24 protein-coding genes and 8 pseudogenes are annotated in these 25,697 nt (G+C 69.1%); 16 read left to right on the forward strand and 16 right to left on the reverse strand.

The features are described from left to right. Positions 1-331: 331 nt before the first annotated feature. Together ACZ3X1_RS31410 and ACZ3X1_RS31415 are read right to left on the reverse strand one after the other, a co-directional pair. Positions 332-541: a DUF397 domain-containing protein gene (locus tag ACZ3X1_RS31410; protein WP_467282131.1), complete on the reverse strand. Its 210-nt coding sequence runs from the start codon at positions 539-541 to the stop codon at positions 332-334. 337 nt (positions 542-878) lie between these two features. After that, entirely contained in the window at positions 879-1,082 is a 204-nt protein-coding gene (locus ACZ3X1_RS31415) for a hypothetical protein (RefSeq protein ID WP_467282256.1), read from the reverse strand. Between ACZ3X1_RS31415 and ACZ3X1_RS31420 the strand changes: the two genes are divergently transcribed. From ACZ3X1_RS31420 to ACZ3X1_RS31435, 4 genes and pseudogenes are all read left to right on the forward strand, one after another. Next, positions 1,003-1,521 carry a Ku protein gene (locus tag ACZ3X1_RS31420; RefSeq protein ID WP_467282244.1) on the forward strand — a complete coding sequence of 173 codons (519 nt, stop codon included), beginning with the start codon at positions 1,003-1,005 and terminating at the stop codon, positions 1,519-1,521. The two genes, ACZ3X1_RS31415 and ACZ3X1_RS31420, sit on opposite strands and share 80 nt — an antisense overlap. 199 nt (positions 1,522-1,720) lie before the next feature. Continuing rightward, positions 1,721-2,369, forward strand: a pseudogene (locus tag ACZ3X1_RS31425) (type III effector protein). A gap of 129 nt (positions 2,370-2,498) precedes the next feature. Further along, complete coding sequence (gene htpG, locus ACZ3X1_RS31430) at positions 2,499-4,421, forward strand: molecular chaperone HtpG (protein WP_467282133.1); 1,923 nt, start codon at positions 2,499-2,501, stop codon at positions 4,419-4,421. A 945-nt stretch (positions 4,422-5,366) separates the two neighbouring features. Continuing rightward, on the forward strand, positions 5,367-6,110 hold the full coding sequence (locus tag ACZ3X1_RS31435; RefSeq protein ID WP_467282134.1) for a 3-keto-5-aminohexanoate cleavage protein: 744 nt from the start codon (positions 5,367-5,369) through the stop codon (positions 6,108-6,110). Here ACZ3X1_RS31435 and ACZ3X1_RS31440 read toward each other — a convergent pair. The 5 genes and pseudogenes from ACZ3X1_RS31440 to ACZ3X1_RS31460 form a co-directional block, all read right to left on the reverse strand. Next, positions 6,111-6,316: pseudogene (locus ACZ3X1_RS31440) on the reverse strand (IS5/IS1182 family transposase); the annotation flags it as partial. Between the two features lie 120 nt (positions 6,317-6,436). Next, positions 6,437-6,835, reverse strand: coding sequence for a DUF5958 family protein (locus ACZ3X1_RS31445; protein WP_467282136.1), 399 nt, complete (start codon positions 6,833-6,835; stop codon positions 6,437-6,439). Between the two features lie 482 nt (positions 6,836-7,317). After that, the gene (locus tag ACZ3X1_RS31450) at positions 7,318-7,725 is read right to left on the reverse strand and encodes a DUF3224 domain-containing protein (RefSeq protein WP_362633838.1); all 408 of its coding nucleotides are present in this window, start codon (positions 7,723-7,725) and stop codon (positions 7,318-7,320) included. Positions 7,726-7,946: 221 nt separating this feature from the next. Beyond that, positions 7,947-8,312 (reverse strand): annotated as a pseudogene (locus tag ACZ3X1_RS31455) (transposase); the annotation flags it as partial. 785 nt (positions 8,313-9,097) lie between these two features. Then, positions 9,098-9,240 (reverse strand): annotated as a pseudogene (locus ACZ3X1_RS31460) (NAD(P)-dependent dehydrogenase); the annotation flags it as partial. A 79-nt stretch (positions 9,241-9,319) separates the two neighbouring features. Here ACZ3X1_RS31460 and ACZ3X1_RS31465 point away from each other — a divergent pair. Further along, positions 9,320-9,865 carry a hypothetical protein gene (locus ACZ3X1_RS31465; RefSeq protein WP_467282139.1) on the forward strand — a complete coding sequence of 182 codons (546 nt, stop codon included), beginning with the start codon at positions 9,320-9,322 and terminating at the stop codon, positions 9,863-9,865. A gap of 313 nt (positions 9,866-10,178) precedes the next feature. Here the strand turns inward: ACZ3X1_RS31465 and ACZ3X1_RS31470 are convergent. Next, positions 10,179-10,475: pseudogene (locus ACZ3X1_RS31470) on the reverse strand (IS110 family transposase); the annotation flags it as partial. A 459-nt stretch (positions 10,476-10,934) separates the two neighbouring features. Between ACZ3X1_RS31470 and ACZ3X1_RS31475 the strand changes: the two are divergent. After that, a complete protein-coding gene (locus tag ACZ3X1_RS31475) occupies positions 10,935-11,306 on the forward strand; it encodes a hypothetical protein (protein WP_467282143.1) in 372 nt (123 codons plus the stop codon). A gap of 18 nt (positions 11,307-11,324) precedes the next feature. Here ACZ3X1_RS31475 and ACZ3X1_RS31480 read toward each other — a convergent pair. The 3 genes and pseudogenes from ACZ3X1_RS31480 to ACZ3X1_RS31490 form a co-directional block, all read right to left on the reverse strand. Continuing rightward, positions 11,325-11,544 (reverse strand): annotated as a pseudogene (locus ACZ3X1_RS31480) (IS21-like element helper ATPase IstB); the annotation flags it as partial. Between the two features lie 446 nt (positions 11,545-11,990). Continuing rightward, positions 11,991-12,788 carry an inositol monophosphatase family protein gene (locus tag ACZ3X1_RS31485; protein ID WP_467282147.1) on the reverse strand — a complete coding sequence of 266 codons (798 nt, stop codon included), beginning with the start codon at positions 12,786-12,788 and terminating at the stop codon, positions 11,991-11,993. Between the two features lie 146 nt (positions 12,789-12,934). Further along, positions 12,935-13,285: a DNA cytosine methyltransferase gene (locus ACZ3X1_RS31490; RefSeq protein WP_467282151.1), complete on the reverse strand. Its 351-nt coding sequence runs from the start codon at positions 13,283-13,285 to the stop codon at positions 12,935-12,937. A 107-nt stretch (positions 13,286-13,392) separates the two neighbouring features. On the opposite strand from ACZ3X1_RS31490, the gene ACZ3X1_RS31495 reads away from it, so the two are divergent. Both ACZ3X1_RS31495 and ACZ3X1_RS31500 read left to right on the forward strand, forming a co-directional pair. Next, positions 13,393-14,040 (forward strand): hypothetical protein, encoded by a 648-nt coding sequence (locus tag ACZ3X1_RS31495; protein ID WP_467282155.1) that lies wholly within the window; start codon positions 13,393-13,395, stop codon positions 14,038-14,040. 69 nt (positions 14,041-14,109) lie between these two features. Further along, the gene (locus ACZ3X1_RS31500) at positions 14,110-14,577 is read left to right on the forward strand and encodes a hypothetical protein (protein WP_467282159.1); all 468 of its coding nucleotides are present in this window, start codon (positions 14,110-14,112) and stop codon (positions 14,575-14,577) included. Positions 14,578-14,581: 4 nt separating this feature from the next. Here ACZ3X1_RS31500 and ACZ3X1_RS31505 read toward each other — a convergent pair. Continuing rightward, positions 14,582-14,773: pseudogene (locus ACZ3X1_RS31505) on the reverse strand (IS630 family transposase); the annotation flags it as partial. A gap of 81 nt (positions 14,774-14,854) precedes the next feature. Between ACZ3X1_RS31505 and ACZ3X1_RS31510 the strand changes: the two are divergent. Continuing rightward, positions 14,855-15,304 carry an NUDIX hydrolase gene (locus ACZ3X1_RS31510; protein WP_467282161.1) on the forward strand — a complete coding sequence of 150 codons (450 nt, stop codon included), beginning with the start codon at positions 14,855-14,857 and terminating at the stop codon, positions 15,302-15,304. 199 nt (positions 15,305-15,503) lie between these two features. Here the strand turns inward: ACZ3X1_RS31510 and ACZ3X1_RS31515 are convergent, their stop codons facing one another. Then, positions 15,504-15,629, reverse strand: coding sequence for a hypothetical protein (locus tag ACZ3X1_RS31515; RefSeq protein ID WP_467282166.1), 126 nt, complete (start codon positions 15,627-15,629; stop codon positions 15,504-15,506). A gap of 792 nt (positions 15,630-16,421) precedes the next feature. On the opposite strand from ACZ3X1_RS31515, the gene ACZ3X1_RS31520 reads away from it, so the two are divergent. After that, positions 16,422-17,993 carry an alpha/beta hydrolase gene (locus tag ACZ3X1_RS31520; protein WP_467282170.1) on the forward strand — a complete coding sequence of 524 codons (1,572 nt, stop codon included), beginning with the start codon at positions 16,422-16,424 and terminating at the stop codon, positions 17,991-17,993. An 814-nt stretch (positions 17,994-18,807) separates the two neighbouring features. Next, the gene (locus ACZ3X1_RS31525; RefSeq protein ID WP_467282174.1) at positions 18,808-19,278 is read left to right on the forward strand and encodes a hypothetical protein; all 471 of its coding nucleotides are present in this window, start codon (positions 18,808-18,810) and stop codon (positions 19,276-19,278) included. A 440-nt stretch (positions 19,279-19,718) separates the two neighbouring features. Here ACZ3X1_RS31525 and ACZ3X1_RS31530 read toward each other — a convergent pair whose 3' ends face one another. Further along, positions 19,719-20,669, reverse strand: coding sequence for an alpha/beta fold hydrolase (locus ACZ3X1_RS31530; RefSeq protein ID WP_467282178.1), 951 nt, complete (start codon positions 20,667-20,669; stop codon positions 19,719-19,721). A 119-nt stretch (positions 20,670-20,788) separates the two neighbouring features. On the opposite strand from ACZ3X1_RS31530, the gene ACZ3X1_RS31535 reads away from it, so the two are divergent. Both ACZ3X1_RS31535 and ACZ3X1_RS31540 read left to right on the forward strand, forming a co-directional pair. Next, the gene (locus tag ACZ3X1_RS31535) at positions 20,789-21,409 is read left to right on the forward strand and encodes a TetR/AcrR family transcriptional regulator (RefSeq protein ID WP_356812204.1); all 621 of its coding nucleotides are present in this window, start codon (positions 20,789-20,791) and stop codon (positions 21,407-21,409) included. A 163-nt stretch (positions 21,410-21,572) separates the two neighbouring features. Beyond that, the gene (locus ACZ3X1_RS31540; protein ID WP_467282185.1) at positions 21,573-22,007 is read left to right on the forward strand and encodes a hypothetical protein; all 435 of its coding nucleotides are present in this window, start codon (positions 21,573-21,575) and stop codon (positions 22,005-22,007) included. An 88-nt stretch (positions 22,008-22,095) separates the two neighbouring features. Here ACZ3X1_RS31540 and ACZ3X1_RS31545 read toward each other — a convergent pair whose 3' ends face one another. Continuing rightward, complete coding sequence (locus ACZ3X1_RS31545) at positions 22,096-23,133, reverse strand: winged helix-turn-helix domain-containing protein (RefSeq protein WP_362633897.1); 1,038 nt, start codon at positions 23,131-23,133, stop codon at positions 22,096-22,098. 133 nt (positions 23,134-23,266) lie between these two features. Here ACZ3X1_RS31545 and ACZ3X1_RS31550 point away from each other — a divergent pair, with 133 nt between their 5' ends. Then, positions 23,267-23,545 (forward strand): hypothetical protein, encoded by a 279-nt coding sequence (locus ACZ3X1_RS31550; RefSeq protein WP_467282188.1) that lies wholly within the window; start codon positions 23,267-23,269, stop codon positions 23,543-23,545. Between the two features lie 355 nt (positions 23,546-23,900). Here the strand turns inward: ACZ3X1_RS31550 and ACZ3X1_RS31555 are convergent, their stop codons facing one another. After that, positions 23,901-24,632, reverse strand: coding sequence for a serine hydrolase domain-containing protein (locus ACZ3X1_RS31555; RefSeq protein ID WP_467282189.1), 732 nt, complete (start codon positions 24,630-24,632; stop codon positions 23,901-23,903). 120 nt (positions 24,633-24,752) lie between these two features. On the opposite strand from ACZ3X1_RS31555, the pseudogene ACZ3X1_RS31560 reads away from it, so the two are divergent. Both ACZ3X1_RS31560 and ACZ3X1_RS31565 read left to right on the forward strand, forming a co-directional pair. Then, positions 24,753-25,136: pseudogene (locus ACZ3X1_RS31560) on the forward strand (recombinase family protein); the annotation flags it as partial. Between the two features lie 215 nt (positions 25,137-25,351). Beyond that, positions 25,352-25,684, forward strand: coding sequence for a resolvase (locus ACZ3X1_RS31565; RefSeq protein ID WP_467282260.1), 333 nt, complete (start codon positions 25,352-25,354; stop codon positions 25,682-25,684). The last annotated feature ends 13 nt before the right edge of the window (positions 25,685-25,697 follow it).

Raw genomic sequence — 25,697 nt, forward strand, 5'->3', positions numbered from 1 at the left:
GCTCCTCGACGGCCAGGCCGTCGAGCGGCGGACGAGTTCGGCAAGGCCCTGGGGAGGATCGGACCGGCGAGTATCGACTACCCCCCCGTACCGGCATCTGGGGGCGTTGGTTGCGTGGAAACGCAAAAAGCCTACGGGCCGCACTCCGTTCGAGAGTGACCCATAAGCCTGATCGGGCGGTACGCGGGCGCCGGGTCGCAGCCGCTCAGCTCCGGAACGGCAGCGGCAACCACGGCCTGGGCGGGCAGTACTCCAGCTCAAGAGGCTGGGGTCTGGCAGGTACGTAGAGCCCAGGCACCTCGGCTCGTACTGCATGGTTCAGACCTGGACTTCACCAGCTTTTGATGCCTTCACGGAAGGCAGCCCACTCGGTGGCGCTGAATCGCAGGGGCAGAAGATGGGAGTTCTTGGAGTCGCGGAGCGCGACGGCACCGCCGGGCAGGTGGGCCACCTCGACGCAGTCGCCGTTGGCGAGGCTGTAGGACGACTTTTCCCACGTCACGTGGGAGATGTCGAGTGCGTAGAGCTCACTCTTCTGCACGGGTTCCTCCTCCGGATGGGCGTTTTCCAGGAGGAGGGATACCCATCGAGGGCGGCACATACCGGCCATGTCAGGATCGACCGGCACGGCAACGGCGTGCGCCACCAACGAAGCTTTACCCCGCGCCGGCTGGTGGGACGTCGCCTCGCTACGAAGAGCCGCTCGGCCGCCCACAAGCCCATCCCGCGCCGCCTGACCCGGGCGCGGAAGACCCGTTTGCCGTCGGGGACCTTCAACAGGTCGTGCATCGCAGGTCCTCGGGGACGGCCTCGTCCAGGGTTCGGTACAGGGCGGTGTTCTCGCCCCCCGGACCTGGCCCCGGTGTCCTTCCCTGTCGTCACGACTCGGCGTCCGGCGTGAGGATGCGTGCTGCACGGGGGCGCGGGACGTCGGCAGCCTCCTGGAGGGCGGTGAAGTCGGCGTGCGCGGCCTCGATGACTTCGGGGTACGCCTCGTGCTTGGTGTACTCGGCGAGCGCCCGACCACGGTCCGCGCGCGGTAGGAGCCCGCTCCACCCCGCGGCAGCACGATCGCACGACATCAGCTTCCGGCAGATCCACACCGCCAACGGCGGCCGGATCCGCTACCGCAAGATCTGCGAGCTCGACGGCCAGGTCCTGCGCCAGGACGAGATCGCCCGCGGCTACGAGACCTCGACTGGCACCCTGATCCCCGTCACCGACCAGGACCTCGACAATCTGCCGCTGCCCACCGCGAAGGCGATCGAGATGGAGCGCCGCGCTCCACGCCTCGCCGCGCCGCTCGTCCGCCGCGAAGGCGGACACTCAGGTATCGAGGCGCGCCGGATGCTGCGCCGGTCAATGCGGGTCGCGCACCGGCGTGGTGGACCCCGATGTGGTACTGCGTGGCCACCACCCGGACCACTTCCAGCTGGTCAACGACACCTCGAGAACGGCCGACGAGCTGGTGAGGGCGGATGCCGAGGACTGGCAGGCCGAGGCCGAGGCGTACGTCCGTGAACGGCGCACCGACCTGCTCAGTGGGCCGAGTGGGCCAGCGCCGCCCACTTCGCCTTGATTGCGCAGCAACCTTGTGAAAGACCTCCAGCAGATTTGAGCCATTGCTGCCAATGCGCTGCGCTGACAGGGTTGTAATATGTCATCCGACCGATGACAAACATGATGTCGTCGATCTGCTGACAGCCTTAGGGAGGTGCCCGTGACCGCAGCCGTCCAGCCATCCACGCCTCGCACCGACGCCCCCACCCCGGCGTCCTTTCTCGCCGCCGCGGCAGCCCTTGCCGCCACGGATGACGCGCTGCGGGGCGCCCAGCACGAGACCCCCGATGCCTCCGCGCCCGACCCTGCGCAGGCGCCGGCCTCCCTGGTGCTGCTGCGGCAGGTACGCGAGCAGCTCGCCGGCTGGGAGACCGGCCTGATCGAAACCGCCCGCAACGTGGGCGCCAGCTGGGCCGACCTCGCCGGCCCTCTCGGCGTCGCCAGCCGCCAGGCCGCCGAACGCCGCTACCTGCGCGGCCGCCCCTGGCGCCGTCGGCACCACCGGCCAGCGGCGCGTAATGGCCACCCGCCAGGCCCGGGGCGCCGAACGGGCCACCGCCACCTGGGCCCGGGCAACGCCGCCGACCTGCGCAGCATCGCCGGGCAGATCACCGCGCTCAGCCACCTCGCACCCGCAGCGCGCTCAGCCCAGGCCGCCCACCATGCCGCTCTCGGCGCCACCGACGCCGCCGAGTTCATCGCCCCGGCCGACATGCGCTCCTACCTCGATGCCCGCCACACCGACCTCATCGAACCTGGACACCGTCGAAGACCGGCGCACGACAACTGCAGGCGCTTCACATGACTGACTCCCCTCACGCAGAGTCACACCATGCGGGTACGGTCCGGCCCGCCCCGAACCACGCCGACAACGGGCAACGATCCGTCCCAGCCCGAGTACCAATCCGTTTATGACGTTCCCACAGAAAGAGACCCACATGGGCAGCAGTGTCGAGACGCTGGAATTCCAGGCCGAGACCCGCCAGTTGCTGCGGCTGGTGATTCACTCGATCTACTCGAACAAGGACATCTTCCTGCGCGAGCTGATCTCGAACGCCTCCGACGCCCTGGACAAGCTGCGGCTGGAATCGCTGACCGACTCCAGCCTCACCGAGACCGCCGACACCACCAATCTGCACATCTCGCTGGAAGTCGACAAAGACGCCCGCACGCTGACCGTCCGGGACAACGGGATCGGTATGACCCGGGACGATCTCGTCGAACTGATCGGCACGATCGCCAAGTCCGGCACCGCCACCCTGCTGAAGAAGATAAAGGAGGCCAAGGACGCCGCCACCGCGCAGAGCCTGATCGGGCAGTTCGGGGTCGGCTTCTACTCGGCGTTCATGGTCGCCGACAAGGTCACCCTGCGCACCCGCCGGGCCGGCACCGACTCCGGCACCCAGTGGGAGTCCGACGGCGAGGGCACCTACGACATCCAGGCCGTCGACGGCCTGCCCGTGGGCACCTCGGTCATCCTGCACCTCAAGCCCGCCGACAGTGAGGACGGCCTCGCCGACTACCTCTCCGAGCCGAAGATCCGCCAGATCGTCAAGCAGTACTCGGACTTCATTCGCTGGCCCATCCGGATGGCCACCGAGCGCACCGACGCCGAGGGCGAAACCACCTCCGACCTCGACACGCTCAACTCGATGAAGGCTCTGTGGGCCCGGCCGCGCACCGAAGTGACCGAGGACGAGTACAACGAGTTCTACCAGCAGATCAGCCTCGACTGGCAGCCCCCGGCCGAGACGATCCACATGCGCGCCGAAGGAACCTTCGAGTACGAGGCGCTGCTGTTCATCCCCTCGCAGGCACCCTTCGACCTGTTCTCCCGCGAGACCAAGCGCGGCGTACAGCTGTATGTCAAGCGGGTGTTCATCATGGACGACTGCGAAGCGCTCATGCCTAACTACCTGCGCTTCGTCAAGGGTGTCGTGGACGCTCACGACCTGTCGCTGAACGTCTCCCGCGAGATCCTCCAGCACGACCGCCAGATCCGCGGCGTACGCCGGCGCCTGGTCAAGAAGGTCCTTGGTGCCATCAAGGACATGCAGTCCAAGGACGCCGAACGCTACGCGAAGGTATGGGAGCAGTTCGGTCGGCCGCTGAAGGAAGGCCTGGTCGAGGACACGGACAACACCGAGGCCCTGCTTGAGCTGGTGTCAGCCGCCTCCACCCACGACCCGGAGAAGCCCACCACGCTGCGCGAGTACGTCGAGCGCATGAAGGACGGCCAGGACACCATCTACTATCTGACCGGCGAAAGCCGCGCCCTGGTGGAGAACTCGCCCCACATGGAAGCCTTCGCTGCCAAGGGCTATGAGGTCCTCATCCTCACCGACCCCATCGACGAAGTGTGGGTCGACCAGGTCCCCGCCTTCGACGGCCACCGTCTGCAGTCCATCGCGAAGGGTCAGGTCGACCTCGACGAGTCCGCCGACGGCGAGAAGGAAACGGACGCCGACAAGGCCCAGCGCGAGCAGGATTTCGCCACCCTGTTGCCCTGGCTGACCACTACCCTGGCCGACCACGTCAAGCAGGTCCGTCTGTCCTCACGCCTGACGACCTCGGCGGCGTGCATCGTCGGCGACGCCCACGACGTGACACCGACCCTGGAGAAGATGTACCGGGCGATGGGCCAGCAGATCCCCCCGGTCAAGCGGATCCTGGAACTCAACCCCACACACCCCCTGATCAACGCCCTGCGCACAGCACACGCCCAAAGCGCCGACGACCCCGCACTCGCGGAGAACGCCGAGCTGATCTACGGCAGCGCGCTGCTCGCCGAGGGGGGTGACCTGCCCGACCCGGCCCGCTTCACCCGGCTGCTCACCGACCGCCTGACCCGCACCCTGTAGCCACCGGTGCCCCCCGGCACAGACGAACCCACCTGCCCCGGGGGCGCCGGGGCAGGGCGGCTCGGCTTCACCCTCACAATGAAGTACGACCTGTCGTCCCGCTGCCGGGGTTCGACCGGGCTTGGGCTGCGCGGTGAGCCGCGCGTGGCCGAGGTGGGACAGGTGGCATCCTGGCGTCGCTTCTTCCAGCACCCCGAGGCGCGGGCCGGCTGGGAGTGGGCCCGGGGAGTGCTGCCCGGAGGCCCACCTGGCTGTCGGCGGTGAAGATGACAGAGCCTGGCCGGGGTGGCTACGGGCGCCTGGCCGGGCTCTGCGTGCGTGGAGTACCGCTTGTGTTCAGAAGTCGTCGTCGCGTCCGCCTCGAAGCGGATCTTCCTCGCGGCCCTTGCCCGGCTGTCGGCGCTTGTCCTGCTTGACCGCCCACGACGGTAACTCCTTGATGCGTGGGGTGTTCTTCCTCCAATACACGCTCACACAGAACGTCACTACTCGCACTCCGTCGGTCACCGGCCGTGGCGGGCGGGTGGTGGCTCCGCCCGGTGCGGATGTGTCGGGATGCGGCGTGCCGGCGCGGTGCTCAGGATGGGCGCACACTGCCACGCCCCGAACCGTCCGCAGCCGATCCCCATCGTGGCCGGTGTCCCAAACGCCGATCTACGACGCCGTCGAGCGGCAATGGCTCGCCCCGGGCCGGGAAGTGCCCCGCCGTCAGGGTCTGCCGCGGGGCGGCCTGCCCCCGGCCGCCGCCGACGACCTCTTTCACCGCGCATAAGGCGCCGGCCACTTCAATCCTGCGCGTACAGTCACTCACGCAGGTACAGCAGGGCCGCCACGGTCGCCAGCTAGGGCCTGTATCGGGTCGTGATCAATCGGCGGGAGTCGATGCCGCCCCGAGTCCGGTCGCCTGCCAGGAAGACCCAGGGTGCGACCTGCGAAGATGGCGCCATGCTGCAGGTTTGTCTCAACGGTGCTCGAAGCCGTGCCGAATGTTCCCAATTACCGGTGACCGCCGAAGAGCTGGCGGTGGCGGCCCGTGAGGCTGTCGCGGCCGGCGCCGAGGATGTCCATCTGCACCCCAAGGACCGCGCCGGTCACGACACGCTGGAAGCCACCGCCGTCGCCGCCGCTGTGAGCGCGGTGCGGGCTGCTGTCCCAGGCATCCCGATTGGGGTCACCACCGGTGCATGGGCCACGGCCGACCCTTACGCCCGTGCCGCGCAGGTTCGGGCCTGGACCGTGCTACCTGACCACGCCTCCGTAAACTGGCACGAGGACGGTGCCACCGATGTTGCTGCGGCCTTGCTGGACCGGGGGATCGGCATCGAAGCCGGCATCTACTCTGGCACCCCTGCAGCACAACGGTTTCTGGACTGGCCCGGATCCCGCCGAGTCCTGCGCGTCTTGGCGGAGATCACCGAGGCCACCCCGCATGACGCGCTCCATGCCGCAGTCGGCCTGCTGGATGAACTTGAATCGGTTGCCGCGCCGATTCTCATGCACGGTGAGGACACCGCCGCGTGGCCCATCCTGCAACTTGCGGCCTCCCGCCGTCTGGATGCCCGTATCGGCTTGGAAGACGTGCTCCACCTCCCCGACGGGACGCCCGCCGCAGGCAACGCCGCCCTCATCCGCGCAGCACGCCAGATCGTCCAGGACACACACCGCCGGGCACGCCGTAGTAAGACATGATCACGTGCTCCGCGTGAGGTCCTTGATCCAGATCATGGAGGCGCCGAGGTGGAGTCCGGCGAGGTAGCTCTCCGGGGTTTCGTCATAGCGTGTGGCGATGCCGCACCAGCTTTCAGCTCGTTGATCAGCCGCTCGACGGTGTTCCTCTCTTTGTAGAGGTCGGCGTCGTGACTGACCGGGCGGCCGCCTCTGGAGCCTTTCCTCTTCCACATGTGAATGGGCATCCCACCGAGCTGCCGCAGCAGTGACGAGTTGCTGCCGTCGGGTGCCCGGCCAGGCGCGCGTCGGTATCAGGAGCAGCTTCGCGCTCAGCGCCGGCGAAGGGATCAGCCAGTGGCGGACAGCCTGTGCCACCAGTGACCGCACCCGTCAGCGCAGAAGCGCTCGCGCCGTCGTCCGTGGGCGATCGCGAGGACCGCGACCAGCAGTCGCAACGCCTTGCGGCGTTCGTCGAGGGGCCTGAGAGCGGCGATCCTTCCCAATTGGTGCTCAAACCGGGCGCGGGTAACCAACACCGCGGGTGCGCGCGTCGGGCGCAGCCCGGCACGGCGGACGCTCTCCGGTCCATCCTCATGGGTGGCGCGCGCCTGGACACAGTGATGGCGTAGGCACAGCAATGCCTCGGACTGGTCCCCCGGGCCAAGCGCATCGAACCATTCGAGGCCCTGTGACATCGGGCGCAGCCCCTGCGCGAGTTCGTTGAGCATGACGTCGCGTTCGGTCACGGCTGCCTCCCTTCGGACAAGCGTCGCTTCGTCGCGGAATCGAGGTCATGGGAACCAGGCAACACGTCGCACATCGTCCGCTCCGTGCACTTCGCTGAGTGTTCGCATCACGCTTGCAACTGGTCCCCAGTGGGTTTCGTCTCCTGCAACCGATTCTCGGCTCCGCGTGCCCGAGCTGTCTGTCACGTTCGGGACATCGTTCGAGGTCGGCCAGAAGGGCCACGCCGAGGCGGGGGCTGAACTCGCATTTCAGCCCACCTGCCACGGCGTTCAATTACTCGAATGTCAAGGGATCTCAGGCAACCCTAAGGGCTGTCCCGTAATCCCCGGCGGGCGCACGACGACAGCCACGGCACCTCGCCGCGTTGTCGGAACGCCCGGATTCGCCCAGTATCAGGACGCTCCTCCGCCTTGCGATGCACCGCATCTGACGCCGTGCGCTGATCCACCGGGGATTACGGGACAGCCCTTAGGCCAGCCGTTCAGACGAGCTGGTAGTCGAACCAGATGCGATGCGTGCCATCAGCGTCGACGGCCATCCCGCCGGCTCCGGAGATTCCAGCCAGTTCACCGGTGCCGCTTGAGGGGACGATGGTGAAGAACTCCGCGGTGCGGTCGCTGCCGAACGTTGTTGCCGAGTGCACGAAGTTGAAGGAACCCTCCCGGCCGTGCAGCGAACCCTCGAACGACTCCATGGCCACATAGGTGCCGACACCGGTCATCTGGTCGAACGCGGCAGTGAAGAGGGTCGCCGAGCGCCCGGCGGCCTCTCCCTCGAAGTGCTTCTCCATCGTCGCGACACCCACCGGCAGCCCAGTGGACACATCCGGCTCGGGCTTCAACTCAGTCGGGACGAACGCTTTGACGGTGAATGTTCCAGCAGCTCTCATGTACCGACCGTACCGGGGCGGTCTGACAACCGCGGCTGGAAGAGAGCCGTCCGGCCTGCAGAGGGTCGTTGGGGGGCCGCGGGCGTTGTTCGACCGGGCGGGGTGCGGCTGGTGGACAACCGCGTGCTGCTGCCGCAACTATCGCGCCTGTGCTGATCAGCCGGTCGGGCAGTGGCCAAACTTGGTCAACGTCCCGTGAGAGAGGACAATCGTCTCGTTGCTCATCTGGGTCTGATGGTCAGCCCGGTCTCGGCGAGGCAGCCGTCTATGAGGTCGCTGCGGTACTGGGTGTGCCGTGATCCGCGTCGGATGCGCTGGACGAGGCGTTCGGGGGTGCTGAAGGCGACGCTGGAGAGCCGGCCGCGTCGCAGGAGGGACCAGATGCCTTCGACGGGGTTGAGGTCGGATGCGTGGGCCGGCAGGTAGTAGATGGTCAGCCATTCCCGGGATGCTGCGAACTCACCCAGGTCAGCGGCTTTCTGGACGTGGAGGTTGTCCCAGACGAGCACGATGGGGCCGCCAAGCTGTTGGTGGGCGGCGATCAGCAGGTCACGGTAGTCGCGCCAGGAGAAGCTCTTGCGGCCGTCGTGTCTGCTTGCCTGGGTTTCGACTACCCGGGGGGCTGGGGGGAGGTGGCCTTCGGATGTGGTCAGCGCCCGCTGGGCTTCTTCCCTCGCCTCGTCGTGGCGGCCCAGGCCGTGCAGGGATACGGCAGTGGCGAGCTCGTGCGCTCCGATGTGGGCAGGAAACGAGTCGGGACAGTGCCTCAGGAACTCGGCCAAGGCCTCCTCGTGACGCCCCTATCCCCAGAGGCTGCGGCGCAACAGCAAACGCAGGCCGGGCCCGGCCACCTACTACGAGGGCGCGCTGCGGGCCCCACCGGGGGACGCCCGGATCCCGGCTGCTCACCGTCGGCGGCGCCTACCAGTCGCGCAACCCCTGCGTGGACGCGTACGTCGAGGGCCTCCTCGTCGACGGCCGGATGCCGGCCCAGGATGTCTCGCGCGAGGGCAAGCCGCTGCTCGGCCCAACCGTCGGCCGGTAGGTCGTCTCGTTCGGATCTTGCCGGTCAAGCCCGCGTCGTCCGGTGCGGTGCATCGGCGCGTCGGCGGCGCGTCCACGTACTGACGTACTCGGTGCCTCGTCAATGCGGCGAGGTGTGGTGCCGGACGACGCGGGTCAGGCAAGATCCCGAAGTGCCTTGCCTAGCCGAGTAGGTGGCTGATGCCGCCTTGGCCGTCTTCGCCGTTCCCAGCACGGCCGCTAGCCAGATCGGCATGGCTTCGCCCCTTGCTATTAATGATCCGGGGATCCGGGGGTGTCACCGAGTCCGAAGGCATCAACGGACAGCCGATGAGGGGCTTGAGCACCGGCTCGGGCTGGGCGGGCGGCCCAAGGGCGCCTGCTCGCCGAACTTCGTCGAATCGGGCATCGTCGCCGGGACCAGAGGGGTCCACACAGGACGGGTGTGAAGGCGTTGGCGATGCCCCGGCCGGCGAGCATCTGCGCCGGCCCCGGGTGAGATGATCCCACCTAACCTGTGGCTGCGCCGGAACATACCGCTCCGGCATGTCGCACCAGTACCGGGGGACACATGGGCAGGACTGCGGGCGACGGCCGCAGAGCAAAGTGGGCCGGGGGCGCGGCATTCGTGGCCGTTGCCGTCGTCGGCGGGATCGCGCTGATGACGGCCCCGGTGGAGGAGTACCCCGCCGTCGAAGGCTGGGTCCGGGAGCCGACGGCGTCGAAGGCTGCACCCCGTGCCGCGGGCGACCCCTCGCGGGCCGTGGTCTCGGAGGAACTCGCCGCCGCAGCAGCGACGGCCGGGCTAGCCGCGGGCCAGGTCCACCCCGCACAGGAGGGCGGGACGGCGGACTGCGTCGCGGACTGGACCGGCGACGGCCCCGCCGACGCGGCACGGCTGGCCGCCCTGGAGACCGCCTTGGAGGAACGCGGCTGGCAGGTCATGGCCCGGCGTGGGGGGCCCGTGCCGGAGGTGGCTCTGAGCAGTGGCTCCTGGCGGCTGGAGGTGCACAACGGCGGCCTCCTGGACCGCGCCACCCTGGTCGCCAGGCGCTCTACGAGGTCCTGCGACGAGGCCTTCCGCCGCGCGGAGGAGACCAGGGGGCCGCGAGGCTGACATCGGCACGTCGGGCATGGCGTGGGGGGCGTCGATGTGGGTGCTCCTCCGTCCCCCTACGACCACCGGAAGCACCCATCTCCTCAGCGGGTGAATCGCCGAACGGCGCAGTGCCTTCTGCGCCCCGTTCGAGCGGAGACTGGCGGCCACTCGCGGCTGCTATGGACAGCGCCGGACCCCCTGCTGTCCCCGCACCACCACCGGACAGTGGGTGCCGTTGACGTCTACGTCACGTACAGCCGCTTCCGGTAGCGGCCCCTCCCCCGCACGACGGGAAGGGGCCCGAACCTGCACGGCCCGCCATCGGGATGCACGCTCCGGTCTTGCCGTCGCCGCGGTAGCCACGGGGGGCATGGTGAAGGGTGCGGCCGGGGATGCAGAGCAGCCGCTGGCCACGTCCGACGAGTAGGGCGATCAGCAAGGCGCCCCCTCCGGCGTTCAGGTCGACGGTCCTGGTCACCGGGCTGTCATCAGCCGGCCCGAGAACATCGCCTATCAGCTCCAGGAGCTAGGGCTCGTGGTTGGGAACCCGGCGCGAGAGCACCTTCGTTCCGTCCGTGTCGATCACCGTGCAGTAATGCGCGGCTTGCCGGCGTCCGTCTGGCAGCACTGCACTTTGCCGTCCACGATCTGAAGCCGGTCCGGAAGCGCCGTGATGCGGGTCCTGACGCCAGGACCGCGAGCCTCGGCGGCTCGGACGGTGAACGTCAAGCCGTCACGTCAGGTCTTGGGCTTCCTTGAGCGCCGGTCTTCCGGCCCGGCGGGTGCTCTTTGGCTTGCTGGTCGGGTTGGGGGGCCCATCGACCTGGCTGGACCGTTTTGCGTCTGGCGCCGGTCCTCAGTACCGGACATCGGTTCGGCTTCTTGATCGCCCGTGGGCAGTCCCGGCTACGGCGGGTCGGTAGGAGGCGGCTGCGTGCCTCCCACCCTGCCTCGGCAAGGGGCGGGTGAGCGGGCCGGCAGCCGTGAAAATCTCGGTGAGAAGTAGGAACAGGTTGGCGCCGTTGTCTGGCAGTCTCGGTGCCGGTTTCCCGGACCGCCGGGCTCGGCCATGAGAGATGATCACCTCATGGACAGGGCTGTAGATCTTGATGAGGTGGCTGCAGTTCTGGCTGCCCAGACGGTGGGCTGGAGGTCGGCCGGCCTCGAAGTGGGCCAGGTGACCTGGAGGGATGCCGAGGCGTCGTGGCCGCAGCCTCTGGAGGCCGACAGGGCTCGGGTCCAGGACCCTGACTCGCTTGGCGTGGTCATCTCGGGTCCGGGAGAGGCCGAGCTGTCGGTTGTGCTGTTCCGGGGTGGCTGGGCCGACGTGGACTTCATCGCCAGCCTCGCCCACGCGGGTTCCCTCCCGGCCTCGGGCATCGCCTCACCAACGGACTTCGAAACCCGGATGAACCAGTGGGTCGCTCATGTCTTCGGAGTCTGCAGCGGTGGTCAGTGAGTGTTGGTCCGTCTCGGTTCAGCCGGCAGGCTGGTATTCGGCCCGGGCCCGGGTAGTGGCGAGGCGGTAGGAGTCGGTGCCGGTCTCGATGATGTCGCCCCCGAGGTGAGGCGGCCGACGATGGCTGCGCAGAGGCGGTCAGGACCTGGAAGAGGAGTTCGGCACCACGGCGGTCGAGTTCCATGTAGCCGAGTTCGGCGTCGGGGATCAATGGAACCGTGGCTATCGGTGAGATTGATCATGGTCCGGGCGGCACGAGGGTCCTGGCCCGGTTCTCGTACTCGCGGCGGGCCTTGCGCTGCGCCGGGACCGCCGGGACGCCCCTGGGCTCCGTCGAGCGGTTGGCAGTGGTCGAGGAGACGGTGGTGCATGGCGAGAACGGCACTGAGGCCCAGGGCGTAGCCCTGGCCGCGCCGTACGGTGACGCCCTGGTCGAGCGCGGCGCGCTCGTCGGGCTCCGGGTCGGCCGCGCGGAGGAAGTCGGCCACCTTGCCCGGCATGTCGAGGACGATCGGCAGCTCAGTGGCCGGTGTGTCCGGGTCGGCGGCCGTGTACTCGGGCAGGCGATCTGCGACGGCGGTACGGATGGCGCCGCGGCTGACGTCGTGGTCGCGGGCGAGGGCCCGCGATGGAGCGGCCTTCGAGGTATGCGATGCGCACGACCTCGGTCTTCCCGGCCCAGCTCTAGTTTCGGCTGCCGATCATCGACATCAGCAGCCCATGGGTTTCGGCGTCGGCGGCTACGACAAGCCCGTGGCCCGCCTGCCCGATCGGGGCGCCGTCGATCCCGGTGACCACACAGCCAGCAGCTCGGCACAGAGCGATGCCGGCGGCGAAATGCACGCTCGCGGAGAGGTCGCCGCCATCGGTGACGTACGCGGCGCGCTTGCCAGCTGCGACCCAGGCCAACGCCAGCGTCGTGGACACGACTCGTGGCCGGAACCGCTCGACGAACCCGGAGTTGGCCAGCAGGTCCACGGCCCGGAAGCCGGGCGCGCTCGGGAACGGCGGATCCAGGTTGACGTCCACCAGCCGGGTGGCGGACGTAGGCGAAAGCTGCACATCAGCCCCGTCGTACCGCACCCAGGCGGTCTCACCGTCAGTGAAGAAGACCTCGCCACCAAACGGGTCGGCCACTGCCGCCGCCCCTTCCCGCAACGCCACGTTGACGGCCACCAGCATGTTGCCGGCGGCGTAGTTCAGCGTGCCGCACAAGGGATCCACCAACCATTGGCGCATAGCCTCGGCGGCACCCTGCCGCCCGCCTTCCTCGCCGAGCACCGCATCATCGGGTCGAGCGGAACGGATGACACCGAGGATCGCCTTCTCGGCCTCGACGTCGGCAGCGGTGGCGAAGTCCCCGGCGCCCTTATCGATGCGGGCGAGCCGCTGACCGTACATGTTGTGCACCACGTCCGCGCCAGCACGTGCCGCAGCTATCGCAACCCCGGCATCATCAAGGCCAACGTATGAGTTGATCATGTCGTGCAGATTACCTGCGGAGTCACTTCCAACATTCAGATCTTGCTCCTAGCGCCCCTAAGTGGAGTCAGAACTGACCTACGGCTGGCGCCAGTTGTCACTGACGCAGCCAGGCCGGCGACCAGGACGGCCGTGTGACGGCCCCGCTACCGTGTCCGGGTGTCGGTGGTGGTCGTCATGGTGTTCCTCCGTGCGGTCGGGGGGGGTGGGTGAGGCAGTCCGGCTGCCCCACCCGACGGAAGTTGATTTACAGCGATAGCTGACAGGTCAGGGGGCGGTGGCGACTCGGGCGCCGAGCCACTGGCGACGTTGCAGCTCACGGCGTTGCCCGCCTGCTGTGTGTGCTCCGTCTTGTTGCCGCGCATGATGTAGTCGCCGGGGAAGCGCTGGGCGGCGAGCTGCTCGCGCGGCTGGAGCATCCGGAAGTGGCAGTCCTCGACGCTGAGGGCTTGCTCCGGGGCTGTGTCGGCCGGGGTGAGGACCTCCGGCTGAGTCACGGGTGGCGAGGGTGAGCATGGTCTCGCCGCCCCATCCACCAGTCGCGATCCCGGCCGGCCGGCTGGCAGAATGTGATCTTCATGGTTCAAGGGGTGGGAGAAGCGGCATGCGTGGCTTCATACGGGGAGCGGTGGTGCTCCTCGCCCTGTCTTCCGCGGCGGTCGGCTGTTCCGGTGGGGAGACGGGCGGGAGAAGGGGCGCGCCGCTCACCTCCGCGGAGCTCGCGGATGCCGTGCTGAGCGGGAAGCACTCGGGGTACGAGGCGAGCCCGCAGAGCGAGCCCCTGCTCGAAGACGTGGACGTGGTCACGGCGTCCGAGCCCGCCTGTCAGCCGGTGGCGGACCTGCGGAGCGTCACGCCCAAGCGCGCTGCCACCGGTACCGCCTGGGCGGCCCTGCAGGTCGGCGACACGTCCGCGGGGGCGAGCGTGGTACTGACCAGCTACCCGGAGGGCGAGGCGAAAGCGTCAATGAACGAGCTGAAGGCGGCCGTCGCCACGTGCAAGGGCTTCACGCTCTCCTCTCGGCGCGGCTGGTCGGAGCGGAACACCCTCGAGGCGCTGCCGCCGGTCGGAATCGGTGACGAATCCATCTCCTTCTCCGTCGTCAGCCCCCAAGACCCCAGCAAGGGGCAGACCGTGACGATCGTGCGCACGGGCGGGTCACGCGCCGTCTACCTCACCGGCACAGAGGGGGATCCGTTCCCGGCCGCTCTCATGAAGCGGCAGCACGAGCAGCTGCAGAAGGCCGGCTAGTGCTGTGACCTGGAAGGTTCACCGGGGTCAGTACCCTGAGCCCGGCTGCGGTGGACGAGGAGGTCGGGCATGACGCGGAGACTGTCGGTGGACGAGGCCGTGGGAATGCTTGAGGGCGAACTGGGGTCAGGTCAGCGAGCGCTTGACGATCTGGTCACGGAAGACCTCTGGTTTGTCTTCCTCCGATTCGGTCGACGGCTGTTCGACGTCTCGGACACACCCGACGCTGACGGTCTTCTGTTCCAGTACGGGACCCACGCGTTCGACGGTCCTCCGGCATTCACGCTGGGCCTCACCCGGCAGTTCGAGATCTCGGACAGCAACAGTGATCACGCCCATTACGTGCAGGTCCATTGCGAGCTCAGATACGGACTCGCGCCCGCCCTGGCGGCCCTCGGAAGCTTCGAGTCGTGGTTCTTCCACGATGCTGGAGACGATCTCGAAGAGTGGGCTCAAGGACTGACCGAGCGGGCAGCTTGGGCAACGATCCACAGACTCAAGCCGACCGAGATCAGGGTGTATCAGGAGCAGGTGTAGTCGTTCAGGCCGCCATCGTGGTGGGACGACCTCCCCAGCGGACACCCTTCTCACTGCGGATGCGGGCTCGTTCACGTCGTGGGGCTGCGAGGACGTCGGGGTGGCGGGCGTTCTGGTTGCGCCAGCGCAGGTAGGCCTGGAGGGCCCGGGTTTGGACCGTGTGGTTGGGATGGTTCGAGTTGGCCAGGGTGAACTGCGTGGCGCGTCACAGACCAACGGTCACGCGGCTGCCTGCCCAACCTTCGGCGTCGAGGCCGGAAGAAGAGGAACGAGCTAAGTGGAGGTTGTCGCTCTGACCGAGAAGGTCATGAAAGAGAAGGCCCTCGTCTACGTCGTCCGTGACGGACACCTGCTGGTGCTCCGCCACACCGACTACTCCTACGAGGAGGTCGGCATCCAAGTGCCCGCAGGCAGTATCCGCCTCGGTGAGACTCCGGAAGCCGCCGCTCTGCGCGAGGCCCGCGAAGAGACCGGTCTGTCGGACTTCAAGATCGTCCGCAAGCTCGGCGAGACCGAGTACGACATCAGCCCGTACCGGTTCGAGATCCAGCACCGGCACGTCTTCCACCTTGAGCTGACCGAACCGACGCCGGAGCGGTGGATGAGCCAGGAGGACCACGACGGCGAGCAGGAGCCAACGCACTTCGAGTGCTTCTGGATCCCGCTGGAGGCCGCGCACATCCTTCAGTCCGGCCAAGGCGCCCTGCTGGGGCGTCTGTTCGACTAAGGGGGGCGCGGAGGTACAGTCGCAGCGCTCTTGAGATCCCTTGGCCAACGCCCGCCGTTCGGCCCGTGCCAACAAACTGCGCCCGTCTCAACCCGAGCAACTCACAGCAACCAGCAGCCGCAGCACACCGTAAGGGCTGTCGTGGGGGCCGCCGCACCCTTGGCGTTGGCTCCGACGGCAAGTCCACAAAGACAGACAACTACTTCGCAGCCTCGGTCCGAAAGGTGCCGGCGCCGATGGTGCCCCGGAGGACGTGGGCGATCTCCTCGGGCTTGAGGTCGATGTCGTCGAGCCCCGCCACGGTCAGCGGGATCTCCTTCAGCACGTATTGGAGCGCAACGCCCAGCGCCCGGCGGACCGGCGAGTCCCGGACGAGGTGCTGCGCCGGCAGCACTCCCTGGCGCAGGACGCCACGATGGACGTGCTCCTGGCGAGGGCTTCACCAGCGCCCTCGTGCCCACCTGGGATCTGCCGGACGTCCGTTTCGCCTGCGTCACCTCCCTTGACGGCGCGCACGCCCTTTTCTGGGCGGTCGCCCCGGCGGACTACGAGGGACTGCTCGCCTCCTGGGCACGCGACGCGGAGTTGAGGGTGGCTGCCTTCGAGGCCTTCACCGATCCGCGCATCGTCATCGAGTCTTGTGCCCCCGGCTCGCGAAGCTGCTGCACGAGCGGGACCGCCCCGGCACCGTCATGGTCGGCTCGGTCGAGCACGGCCGGTGGGTCAACTGGAACCTCCCGCGGTCCCCCGCCCGCCCGTTCCCGCCTACTGGTGACCCGCGCCCTCCTGCCCGAACACCTCCGAGAGGAACGACATGATCGAGCCGAACGGGACCATCCGCCTCACCACATCAGCGCAGCGCCGGTCCCGTCCTCCGGGGCGAGGCCCGCTGGCCGTGCTCCCCGCCGAGGCGGGGGTGGTTTGCCGGGGCGCTTGCTCGTGTGCCACAGCGACTCGGTCTCCTCCCGGAGGAGGAGGCCGGACCGGGCCGCAGGTCCCGGGCCAGGGGTGGACGGGACCGGGGTCCTCGTGCCCTTGGGCGATGTGCCGTACCAGGGCGGGTTCCTAGCCTCGGGGCATGCGATCACACGAAGCGGACGATGCTCAAGGAGACCCCGTGACCACTGTCAGCCCCGCCGCACGCCGCGCCTTGGCCGTGGGCCTCACCCTCGCCGCCTGCCTCACGTCCTCCCCCGCCCTGGCCACGGCCGCCGAGACCCCCGCCCAAGGCAGCTCCGGGGCCGGACTGGACCGGTACTACCGCCAGCATCTCGGCTGGGGCAGCTGCATCAAGGGCCCCGACGACACCACGGGCCGCGATCTGGACCAGGCAGGCGTGCAGTGCGCGGACGTGACCGTGCCCCTGGACTACGCCGACCCCCGGGGGCGCACGATCACCGTGGCGATCTCCCGGCTCAAGGCCACCGACACCCGCCACCGCATCGGCGCGATCCTCCTCAACAACGGCGGTCCGGGCGGTCCCGCGCTCCAGTCCCCGCCGCAGGCCCGTGCGTCGATGAAGGAGGTCGGCGCGCGCTACGACATCGTCGGCTTCGACCCGCGCTTCATCGGGCGCAGCACCCCGCTGGACTGCGGCTGGCCCGTCGGCATGACCTGGCTGTCCGCCGGCACCGGCCGGGCGGGCTTCGACCGCCAGGTCGCCCTGCAGAAGAGCCTGGCCGACAAGTGCCGGGCAACCGACGCCGCGGTGCTCCCGCACATCACCACCCGCAACACGGCCCGCGACATGGACGTCATCCGCGGCGCGCTCGGCGAGCGGAAGATCTCCTTCCTGGGCTACTCGTACGGCACCTACCTGGGCACGGTCTACACGCAGATGTTCCCCGGCCGCCACGACCGGATGGTGCTGGACGGGGCGATCAACCCGAGCGACTACCGCCCCCGGCTGCTGAAGGGCACCGAGCGCGAGAACGAGAAGGCACTGTCCGACTGGGCCGCCTGGGCCGCGGAGCACCACAACACCCACGGCCTCGGCCGCAGCCGCGCCGAGGTGCTCGCCGCCGTCGACCGCATCGTCGCGGCGGCCGCGCGCGGTCCGCTGACCATCGGCGCCGGCGCCGATGCCTTCCGGATCGACGACAGCCAGGTGCCGCTCCTGCTCTTCTCGGGCATCGCGGACGACACCGCCCCGGCGCGGGCGTCGTTCGGCGAGCTGCTTTCCGTACTGGCCGCAGCCGCGGAGGGCCGGCCAACGACGGTGCCGCCGATGCTCGTCCCGGAGCTCCGGTACGTGCTGCGCGGTGAGGGCGAGCCCACCGGCGCGCAGTCCGCCGTCATCTGCGCTGACGTGGCCGCCGAGCGCGATCCCGAGCTCTACTGGCGGGACATCGAGCGCAACCGCACCGCGCACCCGCTGTTCGGCTCTCTGACCAACAACATCAACCCGTGCGCCTTCTGGGACCGGCCGCGCGAAGAGCCCACCCGGGTGCGGCGCGATGCGCCTGCACTGATCGTCGCCGCCACCGGTGACCCGCGTACCACGTACAAGGGAAGCGTCGAGCTGCACAAACAGCTGTCGAGCTCCAGGCTGGTCACCCTCGAGGGCGCCAACCGGCACGCCCTCTACGGGCGTTACGGCAACGCCTGCGTGGACGACCAGGTCAACCGGTACCTGGCCACCGGCAAGCTGCCGGCGAGGGACCGGACCTGCGTCAAGCAGGCGGGATAGCGACCTGCGGTTCACGTTCCGGGTGTGCGCCCCTCAGGCATCCTCTGCCGGCTCTGAGGAAGATGGTGGATCGGGGGCGAGGCCCAGCAGCGGCAGCGCGCCGGGGGGCGGACGCTGAAGGCGGAGGTCGCCCACTTCCAGGACAGTCGCGGTGTGACAAGCCCGTCCGGTCTGAGGAGGGCGCGCTGAATCGGAGAGGCGGTGGGTCCGGGTCCGGCCCGCGAGGGAGCGCGCCTCGTCACCTCGGTGTCGGCCAGGGAACGTCTGTCTCGATGGGCCGGCTGTAGTCGACGCGGTCGACGTACCAGCCGTACAGGGCGCGGACCGCGCTCATGAACGAGTCGGCGCCACTGCGGGAGGCAACGGGGCCCCTCAATGGATTCGAACGGCGCATGAGTTTCCAGTCCGGAGCCATGCCAACTCTGCAGAGACCTCGCGTCGTGTCTGCCACAGGGGGCTGTCAATCCCTATTCAAAGGATCACGGCATGTCTGATGCCTTCACCGTCTTGTGGACCCGTGACACGTGCCGTGCGCTGCGCAAGGCAGGACGTATGGGCGAGCGACCGCCAGTCGCCTTCAACGGCATTCACTCCTTCCTGCCAGCGTGAACCGGTGCCCGTGCAGGGGACGAGGTATACGCGCTGCACGTCAACCAACGCGAAGTGTTCGCGGTGAGTCAGATGCGAGTGATCGACGCGGAGCGGCGCGACTGCTGCGGGCATAGCCCCTGCCGCCTGGGACGACCCTGCGTATCCCGGGTACGACGACTGGTCGATGCTAGGCGCCGGCGGCTGCGGGGCCCAGGCAGTCCACGTGGACGCGACGCCCGTACGCTTCGATGTACCCATCTCCGGTGAACTGCTTACAAGGCTTACCTGGCGCAACGGGCGAGGACAGACCCACGGTCTGAAGTGCGTAGTGGATGGTCGCTTCTCGGACCGGGTGCACGACCACTATCACCACAGGTCGAAGGATCTTCCGCTCGCTGAGCAGGGCTTCGTGATCCGGTTGGTGGTCCGGCGGTTCATCTGTGGGGCGGCGGACTGTCCGCGTCGGACGTTCGCCGAGCCGTTCTCGCGGTTGGCCGCCCTTACGCACGGTTCACGACTCGCCCAGGGCGCCCGTACCGGTCTCCTCATCGCCAGTGAGGAAGGCCGGCGCCTCTACTCCTGCCTCGGCTGGCGCCACGAAGCCGATGTGCTGATCGCCCGGGGGCCGGTGGCTCCCTCGGCAGGACTGCCGCCACCGGATGGTGGCGGCCTGCCTGCGGCGTCCGGTGCGTGAGGTGTTCGACGAGGGCCAGATTGCGGGCCGGCTGCCGTGCCGGTCGCGGCGTGGCGGTGGGCGACCGCTCGTCGGCGGTCCACTCAGGCGCTCCTGGCCGTCCAGGTGCAACAGGTCGAACGCGACGAGGTAGGCCAGGCCACCTGGCGGCGAGGCCGGCGGCGCCGCGACTGCGGGCGGCGGCCTGGCGCCGCCAACGCCTCGAACGACAAGCGCCCCGCTTCGGCGTCCCAGACGACCAGTTCGCCATCGAGGGCCAGGCCATGCGGCTGCTGTTGCTCCGCGGCTGTGATCAGGTCGGGGAACGGTCCTGGACCAGCAACCCCGCGGCGGGTCTCAGCACCCGACAACTCGGTCCGGTCGCGGTGCAAACGAGTGCCCTGTGCACGTCCCGCTTCTGTTGTGCGCGGTGGGACAGTCCGCGTCTGCGGCCCTGGCGGCTACGCACCCCTGGTGCCCCGGGCCGCCGCCGGGTCGAGGGAGTCGATGTCCTCCATGAAGCTCAGCATCCGGGCGTTGACCAGGTCGGGGTGGTCGATCTGCGGTCCGTGGCCGGTCGCGGCGACGATCTCGGCGCGGGCGCCGGAGATCAGGCGCGGTACGCGTTCCAGCTGCCGCTTCGGGTGTACGAGCAGGCTGCGCTTGCCCATGACCAGGTAGAACGGCGTCCGGATGGAGCCCAGTTCCGCGTCCGACAGCGGCAGCGGCGCGGGCCGGCGGATCCGGAAGGCGCGGACGCCCGCCTGGATCCACTTGCGCAGCTCGGGAACAGCGATGACCGGCTGCTCCAGCCACTTGGCGAGCCGCGGGCGCAGCGCCTTGGGGGCGTAGGTGGCGAAGAGGCTGGCGAAGATCCATACGAAGAAGCGCAGGCCTACCTTCTCCAGGCCGCCGGGGTCGAGGGCGGTGACCGAGGCGAGGCGGCCGGGCCTCAGGTGCGCCTGGTTGATGACGAGCCAGCCCCCGTAGGAGGAGCCGACGAGATGGACCTTGTCGAGGCCCAGCGCGTCGAGGGCCTCGTCCATCCACTGGGCGGCGCGCTCGGGCTGCCACATCGGTTCGCGGTGGATGCTCCGGCCGGGGTCGCCGGGGGTGTCGAGGGCGTAGACGGGGCGTTCGGCGCTGAGGGCAGGGGTGTTGGGGTACCACATCGCCGAGCAGCCGCCCGAGCCGTGGATCAGGACCACCGGGGTGCGGGCCTCGGCGGCGGGGTCGGTCGGGCCGTACCGGTAGACGTGGGTGGTGCCGAAGCTCGTTTCGACGTCCGTCTCGGAGCGGATCGGTGCGCCTTTCGCGAAGAGCGCGTCGCAGGTGGCGAAGTAGCGGTCGCGCAGCTCGTCGTTCACGTAGTGGCCGACGTCGCGTCGCACTCGGGTCGTGTTCTTGGGCACAGGGCACCTCCGGGAAGATCCGTTCGTCGTGATACGACCGTACCATATTGGTAATACGGCGGTACCATAAAGGGATCCGGAACGGCCGGATGACCAACTGACAGGCGGAGGCACGGCACATGCCGAAGCGCGTGGACCACGAGGAACGGCGCACCCAGATCGCCGAAGCACTCATTCAGGTCGCCGGGCGACGCGGACTGCACGCCGTCGGCATGCGCGACGTCGCAGCCGAGGCAGGAGTATCCCTGCGACTCGTGCAGTACTACTTCCAAACCAAGGAGAAACTGCTCTTCTACGGCCTCCAGCACCTGACCGCCCGCTTCACCGCGCGCGTGGGCGCCCGCCTCGCCGCAGCCGGACCGGACCCGGGTCCACGGGCGACCATCGAGGCACTGCTCCTGGCCTCCCTCCCCACCGACGAGGAGAGCCGTACCTTCCACCTCCTCTACAGCTCCTACTCGATCCTCTCCGTCACCGACGAGGCCCTCGCCGCCCAGCCCTTCATCGACAACCCCGACGCCGCCGAGAACGCGCTGACCGGACTGCTCCAACAGGCACAGAAGACCGGCCTGGCCGACACCGGTATCGACGCGCGCACAGAAGCGATCAGCCTGCTCGCCATGACGGCAACCATGGGCACCAGCATCCTCGTCGGCCAACGAACGCCGGAATCGGCCATCGCGGTGCTCCACCACCACCTCGACCGGATCTTCAACACCGGCCAGACCCCACCCGCATGATCCCGACGGCATCACACCGGCACTCCACCCAACGAACTGAACCCCGGAGAGGACAGGACTGCCCCGGGGCTCGGACTCTGACCCGGGGCGGTCCGCGCGCGGCCGGGCACGCCGGGGGCGGAGGAGGTTGCGAGGGGCAGTAGGTCTGGTCGCGGAGCTGCAGGTGGAACTCGCGGCCGCCGAAGCCGGCCAGGACACGCACGTCGAGGACGTGATGCTCACCCCGGCGACGTTGGCGGCGACGGCCTCCGGGTACGCCTGGGTCTTCGGCGTGCTCGGCCGGCGCCCGGTAGATGCTGGAGGGGCTGGGGCTCTGTCCCTTGCGGCGGCCGGTGGGGATGAGCAGGTCGGGCTGGATGTCTTGGACGGTCTCGCCGTTGCCTCGGCGGCGGAGCACGGCGTGCAGCGTGTCGTCGGTGATCACCGGGGGCCGGCCGCCGTGGTTGCCCTTGTGGGCCGCGGCGTCCAGCCCTTCGGTCCTCAACCCGTCGGCGAGCTGCCCGTGTACGGTGCCCCGACGGTGAGACACGCTCTCTCGCGGCTGCTGGTCGGCCACCCCGCAGCACTCGGTCGAGCCCTCACGCCCTCCGGTCACTGAGCTGAGGGGAACGGCGTGACGGAAGTCCCCTGGCTCGTACGGTCAGACCGGCTCATCCCAGGCATGGTGGGCGCGGGTCCCTCTGTCTTCAGGAGCCGGGCTGAGCTGAGCCGTTGCTGTTCAGCAGGGTGAGACCGAGGTGGGTCAGCGTATGGAGGACTGCCTTCCGCTCCCGGGCGAGAGCAGTCAGCCCCGCCTTGCGGAGGGTGGTGGCGTGCTCGCTGGCACTGGCCGGTGACACGCCCGCCCGCCGGGCGAGCTGTGTGGTCGTGCACGCCGGATGGTCGGCTATCACGCACAGGACCACAGCCCGGGTATGACCGAGAAGAGCGGACAGGGCCGGTGGTACCGAGGCGCCGATGTGCCTTGCCGGAGCCGAAGGAGCCCACAAGGCAGCTGCGTCGACCGGGTCGTGCAGAGCCGGATACACCATGACGACCGTGTCGTTCTCAGGTCCGGCAAACAACTGCGGGACCGGCCCGCAGAACACCGACGGGGCCAGTACGAGCGGACGACCCGACAGGCGGAAGTCCGTCTCCGGCTGGAGCACGGGTCGGTAGCCCGGGATCTCCAGCACGGGGGCGTTCCACACGGCCATGGGGTGGAGGCTGCGCAGGAGGGCCTCCACTCCGCTCTGCACCATGAGCCGGCCACGCCGCGTCGTCTCTGCCCGCAAGTGCTGCTCCATGGGACCCCAGTACGGGGAGATGGCGACCTGGTGGCAGCTCTTGAGTGCGACAGCCAGCCTCCGCACCGCCCGCGGATCGGCATCCATCACCTCGGTCGTCCACGACGCCTCTCGCGGTGCCGGACGTACGGAGAACTCCGATCGCAGCCGCTCGTCCGATGCACTGATCAACCGCTCCAGCCCCTCGTCCACCGTGACCGCCGCGCCTGTCAGGGTGAACAGATCCACCAGCCCCCCGGCGGTCGGACTGAGGAACCGGGCCGTTTCCCTCCCGTCAGCGCTGATCCGTGGACCGGTTCGCGCACGCCACCCTCCGAACAGCACCGCGCGGTCCCGCCATTGCACGGTCCGCAAGCTCATCGCCGTCTCCGCGAGCGGCCCCAACGGCGTGACGCGCAACTGCGCCAGGTCCTCGGCGGCGAAGTGCAGTCGTAGCACGACGTCCCCTTCCCCGTCTCTCAGCCGACGATCCTTCCCGCCGCGCTCGCTTCGGCCCAGGCCGAATCGAGTCGAACTCCGCATCGAACGAGGCAAAGATTCTCCTCGACCGCAAAGTCCCAAGAAAGTCGACATGACAGAGGAGACAGTCATGCGCATGCGCAATGCAGTGGGAAGCCTGGCGCTCGGCGCCGTACTCGGACTCGGAATGGCGGCGGGCACCGCTCAGGCCGCACCGACGACTACCCCGTCGAGCGAGGCGGCATCCGTCCCGGCCGCTGCGGCCGACAAGGTGTTCATCGGCTACTACCCCAGTAGCACGGCGTGCCACATCGCGGGGACCGCGATGGCCGGCGACAACCACACGTGCATCCGCTACGGCACTCGCTACGGCTTGTGGATCTTCGTGTAGTCGGTGACCGACAGCGGGGCCGGGGCGACGCGCCGGCCCCGCAGGGGCCGGCGGCGGGTTGCGCCGCGCTCCGATGGGTCAAGCTCTCGTAAACGGTCGTTTGTGAGAGGCCAGGGTCAAGATCCTTTGCAGCGGCGGCGACGGTTCGAGTGATCCCCGAGACCGGCTTCCCGTGCTGCTGCGATGGGGTCTGGCGCTCTGCGGCGCCGGGTGCCCTCGAGGGGGCGGCAGCGGCTGCCTTGCGCCGGTCGTGCAGCTGACCACGAACGTGGAGGCGCAGAAGGAACGTGGAGGCGTAGAAGGGAGGAGCCTGGCCGAGGTCTTCTGCAGGACCGACCTCGACCAGGTAAGCAGGTCAGTCGTCGATGGCCTGGTAGAGGGTGGTCCAGAAATCCTGCATGGCCCCCGCCGAGTCCGGAGTGGACATCCCGGTCTGGGTGAGCAGGATACCGACGAGCTGGTTGTCCGGGTCGGCGTAGGTCGTGGTGCCGGCTCCGCCGTCCCAGCCGAACTGGCCGATGGGCGCGTAGTCACCCCGGTGGGTGCGCACCGTCATCCCGAAGCCCCAGCCGCCGGTCTGCCCCTGACCGTGGGAAGATGGACGACGCTGCGCGCCCAGGCCTGAAAGGCGACTGTCTGCTCGGGCGTGAGACGGTTGGTGGTCATCAGCTCGACGGCCGGCCGGGACAGGATCCGCTCGGTGCCGTGCATCCCGTGGTTGAGCAGCATCCCGAAGTAGGCGTGGTAGTCGTCGACGGTCGAGTCGAGTCCGCCGCCGCCGCCGCTGGACTCGAACGCCGGGGGTTGCTGTGATGCCCTCCTTCGGCCTGGTCCTCCACAGTGAACTTTCCGGTCTGCGGATCGGGGCGTACAGGGGCGGCAGCCGGTGAATCTTGTCGGCGGACACGTGAAACCCGGTGTCCTTCATCCCCAGCGGATCGAAGATGCGCTCGCGCAGGAACGCCTCGAACGATTGGCCGGTGACCCTGGCCACCAGCACCCCGAGCACGTCGTCGCTGACGTTGTACAGCCACCGCTCTCCGGGCTGGTACATCAGCGGCAGCGTGCCCAGGCGGCATCCACTCATCCGGCTCGGCGGACGATGCGGGTGACAGGTTGCGCGTAGAGGAGAACGAGTGCGGCGGCGAGCCGGGCCCGTAGGGGCAGGGAGTCGTCGTTGAGGACCCGCCGGAGTAGGGGCCCTCCGGTGGCGAACCTGGTCTACAAGCGAGTCTCGACCGACCAGCAGTCCACCGCCCGGCAGAACCTCGTCCTGGACGACGCCGGCATCGAGGCCCCGGTCGTCTTCGAGGAAGACCCGGGCACCTCCAGCCGCCTACGTCCCCTCCAACGCCCGCAATTCCGCGGGCTGCTGACGTACGCGCGGTCGGGCGGCACCGTCCACATCTCCGAGATGTTCCGCCTCGTGCGCGGCACCGGGCGCATCCTCGACGTGCTCGACGTCCTGCACCGCGAGCAGGTGGCGCTGCGCACCCACGGCGGCGCGTTCTCCGCGATGGACCTCACCGCCCGCCACCCACGCACCGGCGAGCTGCTGTCCACCGTGGAGTTCACGGTGCAGACCCTCGCCGCCGGCGAACTCCGACGCGACCTCCAGCGCGAGCTGACCTACGACGGACTGCGCGCCGCCGAGCCAAGGGCACCAAAGGCGGGCGCCGCCCGGCCGTCCCGGCCGCGAAGACCGACACCGTCCGCACCGCCTACCTGGAGGGCCGCTCGATCGCCGCCCTCGCCCGCGAGCACGGCGTCCGCCGCGGCGCGATCCGCACGGCCGTCGCCGACCTCATGCCCGACCACACCGCCATCGAGCACGAGGGCGTCCCGGCCCCGGAGCTGCCGGTCACCCTCGTCATACCGGGCAAGGTCACGGACTTCCTTCGCGCGTCCGACCTGGAGCCCGCCGAGCAGGCCGCGCTCGACCACGGCGTCACCGTACGGCGCGGCCCGGGCCACGCCCTGCGCGTCAGCACCACCCAGGCGATCCACCGCCAGCTCCTCGCCCGCCGCCGGCCCGTCGACGGCGGCCAAGGCGCCCCGACCGTCCCGGCTCAGCACAAGGCCCGCCGCGAGTACGAGAACCGCGTCAACGCCCTTCAGGCTGCAACAGCCGGACCGTGATCAATCTCAGCGC

This window comes from Streptomyces sp. NPDC023541 (assembly GCF_055559995.1).

What these genes read in the sequence shown, in the direction of transcription:
- ACZ3X1_RS31415 (WP_467282256.1), bottom strand. Translation starts at nt 1,082, where the DNA reads ATGTCGTGCGATCGTGCTGCCGCGGGGTGGAGCGGGCTCCTACCGCGC.
- htpG (WP_467282133.1), top strand. Translation starts at nt 2,499, where the DNA reads ATGGGCAGCAGTGTCGAGACGCTGGAATTCCAGGCCGAGACCCGCCAG.
- ACZ3X1_RS31435 (WP_467282134.1), top strand. Translation starts at nt 5,367, where the DNA reads ATGCTGCAGGTTTGTCTCAACGGTGCTCGAAGCCGTGCCGAATGTTCC.
- ACZ3X1_RS31450 (WP_362633838.1), bottom strand. Translation starts at nt 7,725, where the DNA reads ATGAGAGCTGCTGGAACATTCACCGTCAAAGCGTTCGTCCCGACTGAG.
- ACZ3X1_RS31465 (WP_467282139.1), top strand. Translation starts at nt 9,320, where the DNA reads ATGGGCAGGACTGCGGGCGACGGCCGCAGAGCAAAGTGGGCCGGGGGC.
- ACZ3X1_RS31475 (WP_467282143.1), top strand. Translation starts at nt 10,935, where the DNA reads ATGGACAGGGCTGTAGATCTTGATGAGGTGGCTGCAGTTCTGGCTGCC.
- ACZ3X1_RS31485 (WP_467282147.1), bottom strand. Translation starts at nt 12,788, where the DNA reads ATGATCAACTCATACGTTGGCCTTGATGATGCCGGGGTTGCGATAGCT.
- ACZ3X1_RS31495 (WP_467282155.1), top strand. Translation starts at nt 13,393, where the DNA reads ATGCGTGGCTTCATACGGGGAGCGGTGGTGCTCCTCGCCCTGTCTTCC.
- ACZ3X1_RS31500 (WP_467282159.1), top strand. Translation starts at nt 14,110, where the DNA reads ATGACGCGGAGACTGTCGGTGGACGAGGCCGTGGGAATGCTTGAGGGC.
- ACZ3X1_RS31535 (WP_356812204.1), top strand. Translation starts at nt 20,789, where the DNA reads ATGCCGAAGCGCGTGGACCACGAGGAACGGCGCACCCAGATCGCCGAA.
- ACZ3X1_RS31550 (WP_467282188.1), top strand. Translation starts at nt 23,267, where the DNA reads ATGACAGAGGAGACAGTCATGCGCATGCGCAATGCAGTGGGAAGCCTG.
- ACZ3X1_RS31555 (WP_467282189.1), bottom strand. Translation starts at nt 24,632, where the DNA reads ATGAGTGGATGCCGCCTGGGCACGCTGCCGCTGATGTACCAGCCCGGA.
- ACZ3X1_RS31565 (WP_467282260.1), top strand. Translation starts at nt 25,352, where the DNA reads ATGCCCGACCACACCGCCATCGAGCACGAGGGCGTCCCGGCCCCGGAG.